This is a genomic window from Saccharomonospora sp. NPDC046836, from assembly GCF_040645195.1.
Lineage (GTDB): Bacteria > Actinomycetota > Actinomycetes > Mycobacteriales > Pseudonocardiaceae > Prauserella_A.
Window position 1 is genome coordinate 144,087 of sequence record NZ_JBEYXW010000007.1, and the last position, 16,283, is coordinate 160,369.

Genomic DNA, 16,283 nt, shown 5'->3' on the forward strand with positions numbered 1-16,283 from the left:
CGGGAGGCCGCTCGAGTTCGTCAGTCAGTTCTTGCGGTGGTAGGCCTCGACGACTTCCGACGGGATACGACCGCGGTCGGAAACCTCGAACCCGTTCTTGCGCGCCCACGCACGGATGGCCTGGTTCTGCTCCCGGTCGACAGCAGCCGACCGGCCCGGTGCCTTCGCGATTACGGCACGGCCGGCGGCCCGCTTGCGACCGCCCGCGCGACGGGCGTGCTCGACATACTGCGCCAACGCGTCACGCAATTCCTCAGCGTTTTCCGCAGACAGGTCGATCTCGTAGCTCACCCCATCCAGGCCGAACTCGATCGTCTCTTCTGCCTCGGACCCGTCCAGATCGTCCACTAGGGAGACAAGGACCTTCTGCGCCATGAGATTCCTCCTGTTTTAAAGCTGGCGATAGATCGCGTGGTGGCCACGCCCTGTCAAAAGCCTTCGACTTACGATATTAATACCTGTTGGCAGGAGCAAAGGCAAATCAACATCTGCTGTTAGATCTGCCCTACCGAGTTATTCCGGACGTACCAGCGGGAACAGGATCGTTTCCCGGATACCGAGACCGGTGAGCGCCATCAGCAAGCGGTCGACTCCCATTCCGGCTCCGCCGCTTGGGGGCATTCCGTACTCCAGCGCGCGGAGGAAATCCTCGTCCAGCTGCATCGCCTCGTTGTCGCCCTTGGCCGCGAGCTGCGCCTGCGCCGCGAGCCGTTGCCGCTCGATCACCGGGTCGACCAACTCCGAATAACCCGTGGCCAGCTCGAATCCGCGGACATACAGGTCCCACTTCTCGGCGACGCCCTCCTGACTTCGGTGCTGGCGGGTCAGCGGAGAGGTTTCCACCGGGAAGTCGCGCACGAATGTCGGTGCGTGCAACCCGTCTCCGACGAGATGCTCCCACAGTTCCTCGACCAGTTTGCCGTGGCCCAGCTTCGGGTCGACCTCGATCCCGCGCGCCGTGCCGAACGAGCGCAGTTTCTCCACCGACGTTTCCGGCGTGACTTCCTCACCGAGTGCATCGGAGAGCGAGCCGTACATTGTCAGCGAAGCCCACTCACCAGACAGGTCGTACTCGGTTCCGTCATTCAGCGTGACGACCTGGGAACCGAATGCGGCCTCGGCGGCTTCCTGGACGAGCTCGCGGCTGAGCACGCCGATTGTGTCATAGGTCCCATAAGCCTCGTAGTATTCGAGCATCGCGAACTCCGGCGAATGGGACGAGTCGCTGCCCTCATTCCGGAAGTTGCGGTTGATCTCGAAGACCTTCTCGATACCGCCCACCACGCAACGCTTGAGATACAACTCCGGCGCGATACGCAGGTAAAGATCCATGTCAAAGGCGTTGGAATGCGTGACGAACGGGCGCGCTGAGGCACCGCCGTGCAACGTCTGCAGCATCGGCGTTTCCACCTCGGTGAACCCACGGCGGTGGAAAGAGTCGCGCAGCGCGCGCAGCACCGTCGCCCGGGTGCGCACCACATCGCGTGCCTTGGGCCGCAGAATCAGGTCGACATAACGCTGCCGGACCCTCGTCTCCTCGGACAGTTCCTTGTGCGCGACCGGCAGCGGGCGCAGTGCCTTCGACGTGACCTGCCAGCTGTCGGCGAACACGGACAGCTCACCACGCCGCGAGGTGATGACCTCACCATGTACGAACACGTGGTCGCCGAGGTCGACGTCGGCCTTCCAGGACGCCAGCGACTCCTCGCCGACCTTGGCCAGGCTCAGCATCGCCTGCAACTCCGTGCCGTCGCCCTCGCGCAGCGTCGCGAAGCAGAGCTTGCCGGTGTTGCGCAGGAACATGACGCGGCCGGTGACCCCAACCAGGTCGCCGGTCTGCGTGTCGACGGGCAGATCCGGGTATGCGGCACGCACCTCGGCGAGGCTGTGCGTGCGCGGAACCTCCACCGGGTAGGGCTCCTTGCCCGCCGCCAGGATCCGGTCACGCTTCTCCCGGCGCACCCGCATCTGCTCCGGCAGGTCGTCCTCGCTCATCGGCTGCTCCGGGATATCGCTCATGAGGCCCTAGGGTACGAACACCCGTGCGAGCCCCGCGCACCGGTTCGCCGTTGGTGGCAGGACGGCCGATGATCAGCGCACGTTGCGCTCGTAAACCAGCCGAAGGCCCAGCAATGTGAGGTCGGGACGGTGCTCGGTGATCGTCTCCGACTCGTTGATCACCAGTGGCGCGAGCCCGCCCGTGGCGATGACTTCCACCGGCTCACGGGAACCGCGGGACAGCTCGCTGGCAATTCGCCGCACGAGACCGTCGACCTGGCCTGCGAATCCGTACAGGATGCCGGATTGCAGACACTCCACGGTGTTCTTGCCGATCACCGACCGCGGTGCCACCAGTTCGACCTTGCGCAGTGCGGCGGCCCGCGCCGCCAGCGCATCGACCGAGATGTCGATCCCCGGCGCGAAAGCCCCGCCGAGGAACTCGCCCTTTGCCGATATCGCGTCGACGTTGGTCGAGGTACCGAAGTCCACCACCACGCAGGCGGTGTTGTGCAGGTGATGCGCGGCCAGCGTGTTGACGAGCCGGTCGCCGCCCACCTCCCGCGGGTTGTCGACCAGTAGCGGGACCCCGGTGCGCACACCGGGCTCGACCACGATCTTGGGCACCTTCGCGTAGTACCGCCCGAGCATGACCCGCAGTTCGCGCAGCACAGCGGGCACCGTCGACAGCGCACTGATCCCGGTGACCGCGTCGGCGTACTCCCCGAGCAGCCCGCGCATGGTGAGCGCCAGCTCGTCCGCGGTCATCCGCGCATCAGTGCGCATCCGCCAGTCCCGAACCAGCTCGGCCGACTCGCCCCTCCCGGAGTACAGCCCGAGCACGATGTTCGTGTTCCCGACGTCGACGGTGAGCAGCAACTAGCTCTCCGCGTGCAGCAGTGCGTCGAGCCGGGCGGCGTCGACCGTCTCCGCCACCGGGAAGGCCTGCGCGTCGCCGCCCTGCTGGCCGATCGGCAGCGCGCCACTGACCAGGCCTGAGCCGTCCGGCGCCTCGGCAGGGTCGCTGCCCAGTTCGACGATCCGGTTGTCCGCGTCGACGAAGACGATCCGCGGCTCGAAGGAGGCGGCCTCGGCCGAGTCCAGCTGCCCGTACGCGATCAGGATCACCAGGTCACCGGGGTGCACCAGGTGCGCCGCGGCACCGTTGATGCCGATCACACCGCTGTCCCGCTCCCCCTTGATGACGTATGTCTCCAGCCGGGCACCATTGGTGATGTCCACAATCGACACCTGCTCACCAGGCAGGAGGTCGGCCGCCTCCATCAGTGCCTCGTCGACGGTCACGGAACCGACGTAGTGCAGGTCCGCCTGTGTCACCGTCGCTCTGTGGATCTTGGACTTCAGCATCGTGCGGTACATCCGGACTCCCTCTATACCCCTGCGTCCTCTGTAGACAGTTGTAGCCCGTGCTCGGCCGCGGCGCCGAGCAACACGGCGACGTTGTCGATCAGCCGGGTGGTGCCCACCCGCGCCGCGACGAGCAACCGTGCCTCTCCATCGACGGGCGCGGCCCCCAGATCGGTTCCCCGGATCTCCACATAGTCGACGGCCACCTCGGGTCGGGCCGCGAGCGTCTGGCGTGCGGCCTCCAACGCCGCCTCGGCGCCGAACCTGCCCGCGTGTGCTCCCGCGGTCAGCGCGGCGGAGAGCACGACTGCCTGATCGCGCTCCTCTTCGGACAGGTACGCATTACGCGAGGACAGCGCGAGACCATCGGGTTCGCGGACCGTGGGCACGCCGACAATGCGCGTGTCCATGTTCAGGTCGCGCACCATGCGGCGGATGAGCACCAGCTGCTGATAGTCCTTCTCGCCGAACAACGCGTAGTTCGGCCGGACGATGTTGAGCAGCTTCGACACGACCGTGAGCACACCGGCGAAATGCCCTGGCCGCGCCACTCCCTCCAGCTCCTCGCCCAGCGGACCGGGGTGCACGGTCACGGCCGCGTCCTCGGCGAAGAGGTCCGCCGCCTCCGGCGTGAACGCAATGTCCACGCCCAGCTCGCTGAGCGCCTCCAGGTCACGCTCCAGCGGACGCGGGTAGGCCGCGAAGTCCTCACCTGCGCCGAACTGCAGCGGGTTCACGAAGATCGATGCGGCGACAACCGTGTTGGGCAGCCGCTTGGCGCGGCGCAGCAGTTCGCGGTGGCCCGCATGCAACGCGCCCATGGTCGGTACCAGAGCGATCTTGCGGCCCACCGCACGCAGCGCGGCGGTCACCCTGGTGACGTCCTCCAGGCTGCGGTAGACGTTGAGCCGGCCGCGAGTGAACTGAGGGGCAGTCATGGGGTTTCACGTCCATTGTCGAGGAGTTTGCCGAGTTCGGCCGCCGCATCGGCGCCCAGCAGACCCGCTGAGCTCGCCCTGGCGACGGTCCTGCGGGCCAGCGCGGCGTAGCAGGTCGCCACATCCGGCGCCTGATCCCCCAGCACCCGCAGGTGGGTGGCAACAGTGCCCGCGTCGCCCCTGGCGACCGGGCCGGTGAGGGCACGGTCGCCATGCCGCAGCACGTTGTCGAGTGCGGCGGACAGCAGCGGCGCCAGCAGGCGCTCGGCGTCACGCACACCGTTGCCCCGCAACAGTTCCACACTGTCGGCGACGAGTGTGATCAGGTGGTTGGCCCCATGCGAGAGCGCGGCGTGGTACAGCGGCCTTGCGGCCTCCGGGATGCGCACGGGTTCCGCGCCCATCTCAACGGTCAGAGCCTCGCCGACATTCCAGGCGGCCTCGTCGTCCGGCGTCGCGGTGACACCGATGCTGCAGGCGGCGATGCGCTCAAGGTCCTCCTCCCTGCCGGTGAAGGTCATCACCGGGTGCAGGGCAAGCGGAAGTGCGCCGAGCTCGGCAGCGGGACTCAACACGTCGACGCCGTGGGCGCCGGAAGTGTGCACCACGATCTGGCCTGCCCGGAACGCTCCGGTCGCGGCGAGGCCACTGGTCATCGGGCCGAGCACGTCGTCGGGCAACGCGAGCAGCACCAGGTCCGCGCGCTGGGCGACCTCATCCGGCGGCAGCAACGGGACACCCTGCAGGAGACGCTCGGCACGCCGGACGGAGGCTTCGGAGACGGCGGATGCGGCGACAACCGCGTGCCCGGCGCGGGCGAGCGCGGCTCCCAGCACACTGCCGACCCTGCCCGCCGAGACGACGCCCACCGCGAGCCGAGCGGGACGGCTCATCGCCTGCCCCCGTGTACGGCCCTGCTGTTCGGCAACGGCCACCGTTGGACGCTCATGGCACAACTCCCAGACTCGTTCCAGTCCCACTCTGCGGTCGCGGGTACCAGACGACGGCGCGAGATTACCTCGAACCGCACGGCAACCGCCGTGAGGTGACCAGCTTCACCCGCCCCCAGGGTCACCCTTCCTGCCCGGCAGTGGCCAGGCGCACAGCCTCCGCACGGCTCGCCCGCACGACCTGCAGCAGCTCGTCGTGCCGTGCCTCGGCGGCGGCGCCGGTGCCCCTCTTCCGGCGCAGGAACGCCAGCTCGGTGACGCTCGCCTGGTACTCCCCGACCGCTCTGGCAGCTTCCCGTCCGGACTCGCGGCGGGCCTGCCTGCGCCAGCGCCGCCGTTGGCGTAGATCAGCCAGCAGGCGGACCTCGGAGCGGGCGATCCAGCCAGCCGCGGCCATGGCCGGCAGCGCGCGGGCGATGATGCGCTGCTCGCGCCGCCGCTGCCAGAGCACGAGCAGCAGCATTCCGACGAACATCGGCACCATGATCAGGAAGTAGACGTTGAGGAAGGTCGCCGCGCCGCCGAGCGTTGCCGCGGCGTTCCACAGCGCGTGCAGGAACACCGCGCCGACATAGGCCGCAAGAGGCAGCAGGATCCGGACCCGCCCGCTGCGCGTGTTCTGGGCGGCGAGCCCGAGACCGATCCCGATCAGCACCGTGAACAGCGGATGCGCGAACGGCGACAGCACACCGCGCAGGATGAACGCCGCGAGGACACCGGAGCTCATGCCGTCGCCGAAGCCCTGCTCGGCGAACGCCCGCCCGAAGTAGTAGATGTTCTCGGTGAACGCGAAGCCCGCCGCGCTGAACCCGGCGTAGACGATGCCGTCGACGACCCCGTCGAACTCCTGGGAGCGGCGCCAGAGGATCAGCACGACGGGCACCGCTTTCACCGCCTCCTCGACCAGCGGCGCGGACACGATCGCGCTGACCTTGCTGCCGTTGCCGGAGCCGAGCAACAGGTCACCGACCGTCTGCGCGGTGTCGTTGATCAGCAGCGCGGTGAGCGTGGCGACACACGCACCCCACAGGAAGGTGAGCAGCAGCAGCTTCGCCGGCTCTGGCTCCCAGCGGTCGATCCACAGGAACGCCGCTACGACGAGCGCCACCGGCACGACAGCGGCGACGACGCCGATCACCACCGCGAGCACCCCGACCTGCACGGTTGCCAGTCCCACCACCAGGAGGCCGCACAACGCGACGCCGACCAGGCCGATGACCGGCAACAACACGGTGATTCTGCGTGGTGTGTGCCGGCGCAGGTGGCGTGGCCGCCGGCTCGTCGTGGGTCCCCTCACGCGGGCACCCTAACGTCGCGCAGGCTCAGTCCTCTGCGCGGCGCCTCCTGCGCGGCCCGGAACCACCCGCCCCGTACGTCGCGAGCAGCTCGCTCACTGACTTTCCCTCGGCGTGGGAACCGCTCGCCTCGGCTGGCACGGCGGCGGGTTCCGGGGCTCGCCGCCTGCCGCCACTGGAGGAGGCGCCGTTCGTGTCCGGCTTCGAATGGCGTGACCCGTTGACCGGCTCCGCGGTGACGTCCTGCCACGGCGGTTCGGCGTCCGCGCGGCGCCGCCTGCCGCCCGCGGGCTCGGCGGGTGGCGTGCCGTGCCGTCCGCTCGGCAGCCCGGCGGGGGTTTCGGCAGGGGCAGCGCTGTCGTCGCGCTCCGCGCGACGCCGCCGCCCGCCGGTGCGGGCGCCGAGGTCCCGGATCTCCGGCGGCAACGTGGGATTGCGAACCGGCTCCGCCTGCGGCTTGACCGTGGGCTCGGCCGGCTCGGCGACCTTGGGCGGCTTGGGCGGCGCGACCGGCTCGGGTGGCTTGGCCTGGCGCGGCGGCGTGGGCGGCGTTGGGGGTTCGATCGGCTTGGCGGGACGCTCGCGTTCGGCGTGGCCGGCATCGGCGTCGTCCGCGGAATTGAGGAAGTGGTCGAAGCTGCGGGCGTAAGCCGTCGGCGGCTCCGGCTCGCGCTTGCGTGGCGGCGGCGTCACGCTCGCCACGGGCCGGCCACGCGGCACGCGCTCCATCGCGGGCCTCGTCGGCTCGGGATCGGGCTTGCGCTGCGGCGGCCGGACCGGTGCGTGCTGCTTGGCGGGCTCGTCCGCCGGCGGATCAACGGGCTTGGCAACGGGTTGCTGGTGTGGCCGCGACATCTCGGCCCTGGCCAGGCTGGCGGCCTTCGTCGCCCTGGCTGCCGCCATGCCCACGTGCTCGGCCGGCCGCACCTGGCGGGTCGGCGGATCGACCGGCCGCTGCGCAGGCCTGCTGTCCTCGGCGGGCCGCGCAGGCCGCGGTACGAACTGGGTTCGCGCCGTCGCGTCCTGTGCCGCGGCCGCGGGCCGTCGTGGCGGCTGGACCGGCGGGTTCTGCTTGGGAGGCAACGGCTTGATCGGTGGCGCCTGTTTGACCGGTGGCGCGGGTGGAGCCTGCTTGGCAGGTTTGGCCGGGGCCGCCTGCGTGACCTGCTGCACCGGCTTGGCCACGACATCCGGTTCCCTGTCCCGGATCCGGGTGATCAGCTCGGTCGGCCGGTCGGTGATCTCGGTGACCTTCTTTCCCGCGGGGAGCTGCGCGGGAACACCGGCCTTCGCATCACCTGCCGTGACCACACGCGGCTCTTCGCCGATCGAGCGCATTCGTGTCGACTGGGCGGTCAACGCCACCCGCTCCCACAGCACCTCGCCGCCGAACAGCGCCTGCAGGCTCTCGCGCAGCGCGGCGATCTCGGAGCGGAGCTCCGCCAGCTCCTCGGCGGACTCCTCCTCGACCCGGTCCCGCGTCTCGGCCTCGATCTCCAGCTCGAACTCGCGACGGGCAGCGATCTCGCGTTCCAGTTCCAGTTCGTAGATCGCCTGCGCCTTGGCCGCGGACTCCTCCGTGGTGGCGGCCTGCTTCCGGTACCGCACAGCCACGAACGCGCCGATCAGCGCCGCCCACAGCGCCGCGAGAATGGCGAGCCGAAGCCATCTGAGGTCATCGGTGAGCACCAGCGCCAGCGTGGCGCCGATCGCGAGGACGACGCCCGCGCCGAACCACGGCCTACCCGAACGGTGGCCGCGCGAGCCGTCACCCACGCGAGTCATGACCAACACCGTACCTTCTAGTAATCCATCTGAGACCTTGTCATTACTTCGAACGGTGCGATCCAAGCGTTAACCGGTTGCTCTCCGATCGCGATCACGGTCACCATCGCGTGGTTCCGGCGCCCGGCAACAGTGCTCCAGCCAGAGCGCGCCGGCGATCAGCGCCACGGAACAGCACGCGCCGACGACAGCCGCAGGGAGATCACGGGACGCCGCGGTCAGCTCCCCCGCCCGTGGTGCGAGGTAAGCCAGCCCGGCGAGCCACGCGCCGAGCATCAGCGCGCCGAGCAACGACGAGGCCTTGGCGAGCGCGACCGCACGCGCGATGCCGATGCCGTTGGCCACTCGTCCGGCCCGGATCCGACTGCGGATGACGAAGGCGAGAACGGTCTCGATGATCGCGAGCACCAGCAGGGTCACGCCCGCGAATACCGGCAGGGTCGGCAACGACCCGTACGCGACCTGGAACACGAGATACATGAGCGCGAGCCCGATCACCCCGGCGACGAGCAGCTCCCGTGGTCGCGTGAAGTGCATGTGTCCACCGTACTGGCGCGACTTCGCTGGTTGACTCTCCAGTGACAGGAGAGTTCAGCATGGATGTCAGTGCAGGAGGTACGTGTGTTCACCATCGGAGAGCTGGCGCGCCGGACGGGGCTGCCCGTCAAGACGATCCGTTTCTACTCCGACGAGGGACTACTGCCGCCCACTGACCGCACGCATGCCGGCTACCGGCTCTACGACGCCAAGGCGCTGGCCAGGCTCGAGCTCGTCCGCACCCTGCGGGAGCTCGGACTCGGCCTCACTGAGGTGGCGAAGGTGCTCGAGGGGGCCGCGACCATCTCGGCGCTGGCCGCCCGGCACGTGGATGCGCTCGACGAGCAGATCCGCATCCTGCGGCTGCGCCGTTCTGTGCTGCGTGCGGTCGCGAAACGAGAATCCGAACTGGACGAGGTGAGACTGATGAACAAGCTGGCATCGATGCCGGACGAGGAGCGCAAGCGGCTCGTCGACGAGTTCTGGGACGAGGTCACCGAGGGCCTTGACGTGGACACGGAGTTCTACGCCCGCATGCGCTCGGCCAAGCCGGAGCTGCCCGACGATCCCGCGCCGGAACAGCTGGAGGCGTGGATCGAGTTCGCCGAACTGGTGCAGGACCCCGATTTCCGGGCGCTGATCCGCGGCATGGGCGAGCAGCAGGCGCAACGGCGCGGACGCGGCGATGACGTCGACTCGTTCACGGAGGCGCAGCGGGAGCGCTGGGTCGACTGGAGCGGACGCGCCGAGGCGGCACTGGATGCCGGGCTGGCGCCGGATTCCGCCGAGGGCCGTGCGCTCGCCGACGACATCGCGGCGGCGGCCGAGGAGCCGGACGGGCCAGCGCTGCGCACCCGGCTCGCGGACGAGATCGCGGCGGGAGCCGACCCACGTGCCGAGCGGTACTGGCAGCTGCTCGCGACGATCAACGGCTGGCCGCCCATAGCCAGCCAGAACGCCGCCGCACAGTGGATCATCGCCGCGCTAAGGGCCACCGTGGGTTAGGTGCTCAGCGTCTGAGAGTGAGTCATCGAGCGCCTGCTCGACCATCTCCGCAAGTCGCGGGTGGTCCGCATGCCGCCAAACTACAGCGCATACAGGGAAAGGTCGCCGCGCAGCCGGACGCCGACCCGGTCGGCCTCTGGCAGCGCCGCCAGCAGCTGCGCGGCCGACCCCCTACCCGGCACTTCGGCAGCCGGATCGATCTCGAGCCACGGGATCAACACGGTCGCCCGGTCAGCGATGCCGGGATGCGGCAGGAGCAGTTCCGGATCGGCGGAGCGGATACCGTCCACCGTCACGACGTCGACATCCAGGGTGCGCGGGCCCCAGCGCTGCTCGCGCACCCGCTCAGCCTCCCGTTCGAGCGCCTGCCCGGTCCGCAGCCACGCCCAGTGGTCGTGCTCCGGATCGTCCACAATGCACACCGCGTTGAGGAAGTCGGGCTGGTCGGTGACACCCCACGGCTTCGTCTCGTACACACTGGACACGGCCACCAGCACGTCCCGCAGCCCATCGACCGCGAGGCGGAGGTAGCCGAGCCGATCACCCAGGTTGGACCCGAGTGAGAGCACCGCCCTGCTCATCGCTCGCGCCGGACCGTCACGGCCACATCGGCGAACGTCAGCGGGATCGGGGCCGCAGGCTTGTGCACCGTGACCTCGACCGCAGAGAGCCGCTCGTCCTTGAGTACCTCGTCGGCGATCCGCCCCGCAACGCTCTCGATCAGGTCGTACGGCTCACCCGCGACGATGTCCGCGGCGAGCTGGGCGAGTTCGCCGTAGTGCAGGGTGTCGGCGAGGTCATCGGACTCGGCCGCCTTCGCGAGGCTCAGCCACGCCGTGATGTCCACGACGAAGTCCTGCCCGTCCCGCTTCTCGTGCTCGAAAACGCCGTGCCGCCCGAAGACCCGCAGGCCGGTCAGGGTGATCCGATCAGTCGACACCACGCCTCCAGGCAGCCGCGACCCGTACCGCGTCGAGCGAGGCACCGACATCGTGCACGCGAACACCCCAGGCGCCGGCCTCCGCGGCGAGCGCCGTCACCGCCGCCGTCGCCACCTCCCGCCCCGACGGCGGGCGCGGCTCGCCCTCGCCATCGGCCAGCAGCCGCCCGAGGAACCGCTTACGAGACGCACCCACCAGCACCGGGAAGCCCAGCGAGAGGATGGCGTCCAACTGGTGCAGCAGTGCCCAGTTCTGTTCGGCGTGCTTGGCGAACCCGAGCCCGGGATCGAGCACGATCGCGTCCTCGGCGACCCCCGCGGACAGCGCGGCGTCAGCGCGTGCACTCAACTCGGCTCGCACCTCGGCGACGACGTCGGTGTAGGCCGCGAGCGAGTTCATGTCCTTGCTGTGGCCACGCCAGTGCATCAGCACCCACGGCACACCCGTGTCGGCCGCGACCCGCGCCATATCCGGGTCGGCGAGCCCACCGGAGACGTCGTTGATGACCTGCGCGCCTGCTTCGATCGCGGCCGCCGCCACCGCGGCACGCGTCGTGTCCACCGACAGCGCGAGCCCATCGGCCGCGAGCGCACGCACGATGGGCAGCACGCGTGCCTTCTCGGTCTCGGCGTCCACCCGCATCGAGCCGGGCCGGGTCGACTCGCCGCCGACATCGATGATGTCCGCACCGCGCCGCCACATGGCGTGAGCGTGCGCGAGAGCGTCCTCGCGGCTGAGATAGCGCCCACCGTCCGAAAAGGAATCCGGCGTGACGTTGAGGACACCCATCACCACGCACCGCCCTGGCGCGGGCAGGCGAGTGCTCACCGACGGCCCTTGATCAGGTCCAGCGCCTCGGCCCGGGAGGATGCGGAAGTCTGCAGCAGGCCGCGGACAGCCGAGGTGATGGTACGAGCGCCGGGCTTACGGATACCCCGCATGGCCATGCACAAGTGCTCGGCCTCGATGATCACGATCACGCCGCGCGGATGGAGCTTGCGTTCGATCGCATCGGCGACCTGCGAGGTGAGCCGCTCCTGCACCTGGGGCCGCTTGGCATAGAGGTCGATGAGGCGGGCCAGTTTGGACAGACCGGTGACCTTGCCCTTGGCGTTGGGGATGTACCCGACGTGGGCGAACCCGTGGAACGGCACCAGGTGGTGCTCACAGTTGTGTGTCAGGTGCCCGGCGACCAAGAACGTTGGATGTGGTTCACATTTGAAGCTGTACACGGTGTACGGCTTGGTACCCGTCGCCGTGACCGGCGTAACCGACTGAACCTCGACATATTCCGACTCGATCAGGTCCGTCGAGTAGTCATCCTGAGGGAAACCATGACGCCGGAACCAGCTGTCCGCGACGTATAACTGGGAGGCCCTGCCGACCTTGGGAGTGAACCGAGCACCGACAACGGTCGCAAGATCTTCCAGGAACGCCGTATTGCGACTGACGATCGTCTCGCGGTCGTTCAACACCACCATGGGGAAGCGCTGCCGCTGGTGGTGCGCGTCGCCAAGCTTTCGCGCCGACGTCCACTCCACGAAAGTGCCCGCGACGTCTTTCGCTTCCATCCAGCCGTTGGGTGTCGCCAATGGATGGTCCGGGGTCACGACGAAAGACCCCGCAGACGTCTTCACCTCGACGAGCTCTCGCGTCTGGTGCGAGCTGACGCCGACGACGGTCGTCTCCTCGACCTGGCCGCCCGCGAGGGTCCACAGCTTGTCACCGACCTCGACCTCACGAGCCTGTTTGCGACCACCGACGGCATTGACCGTCTGCTTACTCGGTACACAGGTCGAATACAGCGGGATGTCGGTGACGAGCACCAGTTCCTCGTGGCTCTCGTCGAAAGTCCGGTCCAGCACGTGATCCGGATCGTTGTAGAGGCCGGCGAACATCTCCCGGTACGCGCGAGCCACCCTGGCCGGCGTCTCGCGCAGGCCGTCGCGCTCGGGGTCCTCGCCGCACGCGAGCAGCAGCTCGCGCACGGCGTTCTCCGCGCGCGCCTGGTCGAAGACGCGGCCGGTGGCACGGGCAGCCTCTTCCTGGAGCAGCCCGTGCCCGTTGCCTGTTACCTCACTGTCGATGGTGACCATCCTGCTCGTCGGGATCAGGCTGCTCCCGGTGACGCCCCTGGTTCGGGTCCGGAGCGCTGGGACGCCACGGCTGGCTCGGCCTGCTGCCACCGGGTGAGGTGGCCGGCGTCCAGCCGGGAGGAGCACCATAGTTCGGCGGGCCGGCGGAGTACTCACCGGACGGTCCGTTGCCGTAGGGCTGCGGCCAGGGACCCTGCCCGCCCGGGCCGCCGTTCTGCCGACGGGTGCCGTTCGGGTAGCCGCCCTGCGGCGGGGCGTACGGGTTGTACGCCTGCTGCGCGCTCGACGGTCGCGAGCTGCCGGCCGGTGCACCGGCGGGCACCTCGTTGCCAGGAGCGGCCGCCACCGGTGTGGTCTCGGGCTCCGGTTCCGGCTCGGGTTCCGGCTGCTTCTCCGGCTCGGGCGGCCACGGCTCGCCCCGCTCTATCGCCAGCTCACCGCGTGTCTTGATCGGCGGCTTGTCCGAGGGCAACCGCTCGCCGAACTCGTTGAACGTCGTGATCCGCGGGCGCTTCTCAACCGTCTCGAAGATCCGCTCGAGGTCCTTGCGCTGGAGGGTCTCCTTGTCCAGCAGCTCGGCGACCAGCTCGTCGAGGACATCGCGGTAGGTGTTGAGCACCTGCCAGGCCTCGGTGTGCGCGGTCTCGATGAGCTTGCGGACCTCCTCGTCGATCTCGTGCGCGACCTCGAGGGAGTAGTCGGCCTGCCTGCCCGCCGAGCGGCCGAGGAAGGGGTCACCCTGGTCCTGGCCGTAGCGGACCGCGCCGAGCCGCGGGCTCATGCCGTACTCGGTGACCATCGCCTTGGCGATCTTGGTGGCCTGCTCGATGTCGGACACGGCGCCGGTGGTCGGCTCGTGGAACACGAGCTCCTCGGCCGTACGCCCACCCATCGCGAAGACCAGCCTGCCGATCATCTCGGAGCGGGTCATCAGCTCCTTGTCGTCCTCGGGGACGAGCAGCGCGTGCCCACCGGTGCGGCCACGCGGCAGGATCGTGAGCTTGTACACCGGCTCGATGTCCGGCATCGCCCATGCCGCCAGCGCGTGCCCACCCTCGTGGTAGGCGGTGATCTTCTTCTCCTTCTCGGAGATGATCCGGCTCTTGCGCGCGGGCCCGCCGATCACGCGGTCGACCGACTCCTCGAGCGCGGCGTCGTTGATGACGTTCCCGTTCTGCCGTGCCGTGAGCAGTGCGGCCTCGTTGATGACGTTGGCCAGGTCGGCACCGGACATACCCACGGTGCGCTTGGCCAGCGAATTCAGGTCGACGTTCTGGGCAAGCGGCTTGCCGTTGGAGTGCACCTCCAGGATCGCCTTGCGGCCGCGGAGGTCGGGCGCCGACACGGGGATCTGACGGTCGAACCGGCCGGGGCGCAGCAACGCGGGGTCGAGGATGTCGGGACGGTTGGTGGCGGCGATCAGGATGATCCCGCCCCGCGAGTCGAACCCGTCCATCTCGACGAGCAGCTGGTTCAGCGTCTGCTCCCGCTCGTCGTGCCCACCGCCGAGCCCTGCACCACGCTGACGGCCGACCGCGTCGATCTCGTCGACGAAGATGATGCACGGCGCGTTCTGCTTCGCCTGCTCGAACAGGTCACGCACCCGCGAGGCGCCGACACCGACGAACATCTCGACGAAGTCGGAACCGGAGATCGTGTAGAACGGCACGCCTGCCTCGCCGGCGACGGCGCGGGCGAGCAGCGTCTTACCGGTACCGGGCGGACCGTAGAGCAGCACGCCCTTCGGGATCTTCGCGCCGAGCGCCTGGTAGCGCGCCGGGTTCTGCAGGAAGTCCTTGATCTCGTGCAGTTCCTCGACGGCCTCGTCGGCGCCTGCCACGTCGTTGAACGTGGTCTTCGGCATGTCCTTGTTCAGCTGCTTGGCCTTGGACTTGCCGAAGTTGAGAACCCGGTTGCCGCCGCCCTGTGCGTTGTTCATCATCCACATCAGCAGCAGCAACAGCAGGCCGAGCGGGATCAGGTAGAACAGCATCTGGGTCAGGAAGCTGTCCTGGGTCACCGTCGTGTCGAACCGGACGGCCGAGTCGCCGTGGCGAGCGCCGAGCAGTTCGGTGTACAGCTGGCCAGAAGCCCCCGCCGGGTACTTTGTCATGACCTGGGTCACCTGCTGGCCGTCGACGTTGATCGGCTCGGCCAGGTGAAGCTTGAGCTGCTGTTCCTTGTCCTCGAGGTTCGCTTCCGTGACGTTGCCAGAGTTGATCAACTGCACGGCCTGAGACGTGGGAACGGGCGTGTACCCACGGTTGCTGTCGAACAGCGTGTTGAACCCGAGGAAAATCAGGACAGCCGCGAGTATCCACAGCAACGGGTTCCTGAGCAGGCGCTTGCGGTCCATTAGATCCGGCCGTAGTGGCCTCGACCCTCCCTGGCTAGGCGGTACATGTGACATCCGCCGTCACGGTGTTCACTACTGCATGGGGCACGGAGCTAGCCGTCCCACCAGGGTACCGCCCGGCCGCAACGGGGAACCGGGCGATCCTCCACGAAGTCAACGGTCGTTCCGGCATTCGTGTTCCCGTCGGTCACGACGGGCCTCGCCAGTGCTTAGTGAGCGACGGCTGTGAGCAGCTCGCCGAGCCGGGTGCGCAGGGTCTTCGCGTCCGCGGGCGACACCGTCACCCACTCCCGTCCGTCCGGTCCGCTGCGGGACAGGCTCAGGTACCGGCCGGTCGCCGTGTCGAACCACGCCAGTACCGCCGAGCGGCGCTTTCCGCCCAGGTCATCGCGGCTGTTGGCAGCCAGTTGCCCGCCGCGCAGCCGGGGCTGGGCGATCAGCTGGGCGTAGGCCTGGCGCGGGTCGGTCGGCCGGTCGGCGAGGCTCGCCCTGCGGCGCGCGGGCCCCAGCGAGTCGGCGGCCGCCGCCGTGGTCACGCCCGTACGGGCCGGCTGGGTGCGCACCGCGTCGTCGATGGGCAGAGTGATGGACGCCTCCGATCCGCGATCGGTCCGCGGGAGCAGGTCGACGATCGCCGAGGCGAGACCCTCGGGGTAGATCGGTCGTAACCAGACTCCGTCGGAGTCCTGGACGGCCAGTACCGCCTGGCGCCCGTCGGATGCCGCCAGCGCCCCGACGGGCGGGGCCTGGAACTCGGGGATGAACAGCGCGTCGAGGCTGACCGACGGCCGCGCCAGCAGCGCGAGCCAGTCTGCGACCGGCGTGTTGCCGAGGCCACGAGCCGCGAACTCGGTCTCCGCGCGGGTGCGCAAGGCGCGCCGTTCACTCTCGGTCGTCCCATGCGAACGCACGCGCAGGGGGTAGGGCAGCTCACCTATTCCGGCGGACTCCCACAGAAAGTCGAAGGCGACCGGGGTGAAGAACTCCTGCGCAGGCACGATCCTCCCGAGCTTG

Annotated in this window: 15 protein-coding genes and 2 pseudogenes; 1 reads left to right on the plus strand and 16 read right to left on the minus strand. The window is 69.1% G+C overall.

Translation table 11 applies throughout. From position 1 onward, the window contains the following. Positions 1-24: 24 nt before the first annotated feature. The 9 genes from ABZ863_RS11955 to ABZ863_RS11995 all read right to left on the minus strand — a co-directional run bounded on the left by ABZ863_RS11955 (position 25) and on the right by ABZ863_RS11995 (position 8,871). Positions 25-375 carry an Lsr2 family protein gene (locus ABZ863_RS11955; RefSeq protein ID WP_358534288.1) on the minus strand — a complete coding sequence of 117 codons (351 nt, stop codon included), beginning with the start codon at positions 373-375 and terminating at the stop codon, positions 25-27. A 138-nt stretch (positions 376-513) separates the two neighbouring features. Next, positions 514-2,019 (minus strand): lysine--tRNA ligase, encoded by a 1,506-nt coding sequence (gene lysS / locus ABZ863_RS11960; protein ID WP_358534290.1) that lies wholly within the window; start codon positions 2,017-2,019, stop codon positions 514-516. Positions 2,020-2,091: 72 nt separating this feature from the next. Beyond that, the gene (locus tag ABZ863_RS11965) at positions 2,092-2,877 is read right to left on the minus strand and encodes a type III pantothenate kinase (RefSeq protein ID WP_358534292.1); all 786 of its coding nucleotides are present in this window, start codon (positions 2,875-2,877) and stop codon (positions 2,092-2,094) included. Then, positions 2,878-3,378, minus strand: a complete 501-nt coding sequence (panD, locus tag ABZ863_RS11970) for an aspartate 1-decarboxylase (protein WP_358534294.1) — start codon at positions 3,376-3,378, stop codon at positions 2,878-2,880. Positions 3,379-3,389: 11 nt separating this feature from the next. Then, entirely contained in the window at positions 3,390-4,304 is a 915-nt protein-coding gene (gene panC, locus ABZ863_RS11975; protein ID WP_358534296.1) for a pantoate--beta-alanine ligase, read from the minus strand. Continuing rightward, a complete protein-coding gene (locus tag ABZ863_RS11980; protein WP_358534397.1) occupies positions 4,301-5,197 on the minus strand; it encodes a DUF2520 domain-containing protein in 897 nt (298 codons plus the stop codon). The genes panC and ABZ863_RS11980 overlap by 4 nt, the downstream gene beginning before the upstream one ends. Positions 5,198-5,375: 178 nt before the next feature. Then, a complete protein-coding gene (locus ABZ863_RS11985) occupies positions 5,376-6,485 on the minus strand; it encodes a PrsW family intramembrane metalloprotease (protein ID WP_358534399.1) in 1,110 nt (369 codons plus the stop codon). Positions 6,486-6,576: 91 nt separating this feature from the next. Next, complete coding sequence (locus ABZ863_RS11990) at positions 6,577-8,334, minus strand: DUF6779 domain-containing protein (RefSeq protein ID WP_358534298.1); 1,758 nt, start codon at positions 8,332-8,334, stop codon at positions 6,577-6,579. Between the two features lie 69 nt (positions 8,335-8,403). Next, entirely contained in the window at positions 8,404-8,871 is a 468-nt protein-coding gene (locus ABZ863_RS11995) for a DUF3180 domain-containing protein (protein WP_358534300.1), read from the minus strand. Between the two features lie 63 nt (positions 8,872-8,934). Between ABZ863_RS11995 and ABZ863_RS12000 the strand changes: the two genes are divergently transcribed. After that, entirely contained in the window at positions 8,935-9,876 is a 942-nt protein-coding gene (locus tag ABZ863_RS12000) for a MerR family transcriptional regulator (protein ID WP_358534302.1), read from the plus strand. An 80-nt stretch (positions 9,877-9,956) separates the two neighbouring features. Here the strand turns inward: ABZ863_RS12000 and folK are convergent, their stop codons facing one another. The 7 genes and pseudogenes from folK to ABZ863_RS12035 all read right to left on the minus strand — a co-directional run bounded on the left by folK (position 9,957) and on the right by ABZ863_RS12035 (position 16,267). Continuing rightward, the gene (gene folK / locus ABZ863_RS12005) at positions 9,957-10,457 is read right to left on the minus strand and encodes a 2-amino-4-hydroxy-6-hydroxymethyldihydropteridine diphosphokinase (RefSeq protein ID WP_358534304.1); all 501 of its coding nucleotides are present in this window, start codon (positions 10,455-10,457) and stop codon (positions 9,957-9,959) included. After that, entirely contained in the window at positions 10,454-10,867 is a 414-nt protein-coding gene (folB, locus tag ABZ863_RS12010) for a dihydroneopterin aldolase (protein WP_358534306.1), read from the minus strand. Before folB ends, folK begins: the two co-directional genes overlap by 4 nt. Continuing rightward, positions 10,806-11,606 carry a dihydropteroate synthase gene (gene folP / locus ABZ863_RS12015; protein ID WP_358534401.1) on the minus strand — a complete coding sequence of 267 codons (801 nt, stop codon included), beginning with the start codon at positions 11,604-11,606 and terminating at the stop codon, positions 10,806-10,808. Before folP ends, folB begins: the two co-directional genes overlap by 62 nt. A 35-nt stretch (positions 11,607-11,641) precedes the next feature. Beyond that, positions 11,642-11,986: pseudogene (gene folE, locus ABZ863_RS12020) on the minus strand (GTP cyclohydrolase I); the annotation flags it as partial. 621 nt (positions 11,987-12,607) lie between these two features. Continuing rightward, positions 12,608-12,913, minus strand: a pseudogene (locus ABZ863_RS12025) (GTP cyclohydrolase I); the annotation flags it as partial. Then, positions 12,894-15,269, minus strand: a complete 2,376-nt coding sequence (gene ftsH / locus ABZ863_RS12030; RefSeq protein ID WP_358534308.1) for an ATP-dependent zinc metalloprotease FtsH — start codon at positions 15,267-15,269, stop codon at positions 12,894-12,896. The pseudogene ABZ863_RS12025 and the gene ftsH, both read right to left, overlap by 20 nt. A gap of 209 nt (positions 15,270-15,478) precedes the next feature. Then, entirely contained in the window at positions 15,479-16,267 is a 789-nt protein-coding gene (locus ABZ863_RS12035; protein ID WP_358534310.1) for an ESX secretion-associated protein EspG, read from the minus strand. Between the last annotated feature and the right edge of the window lie 16 nt (positions 16,268-16,283).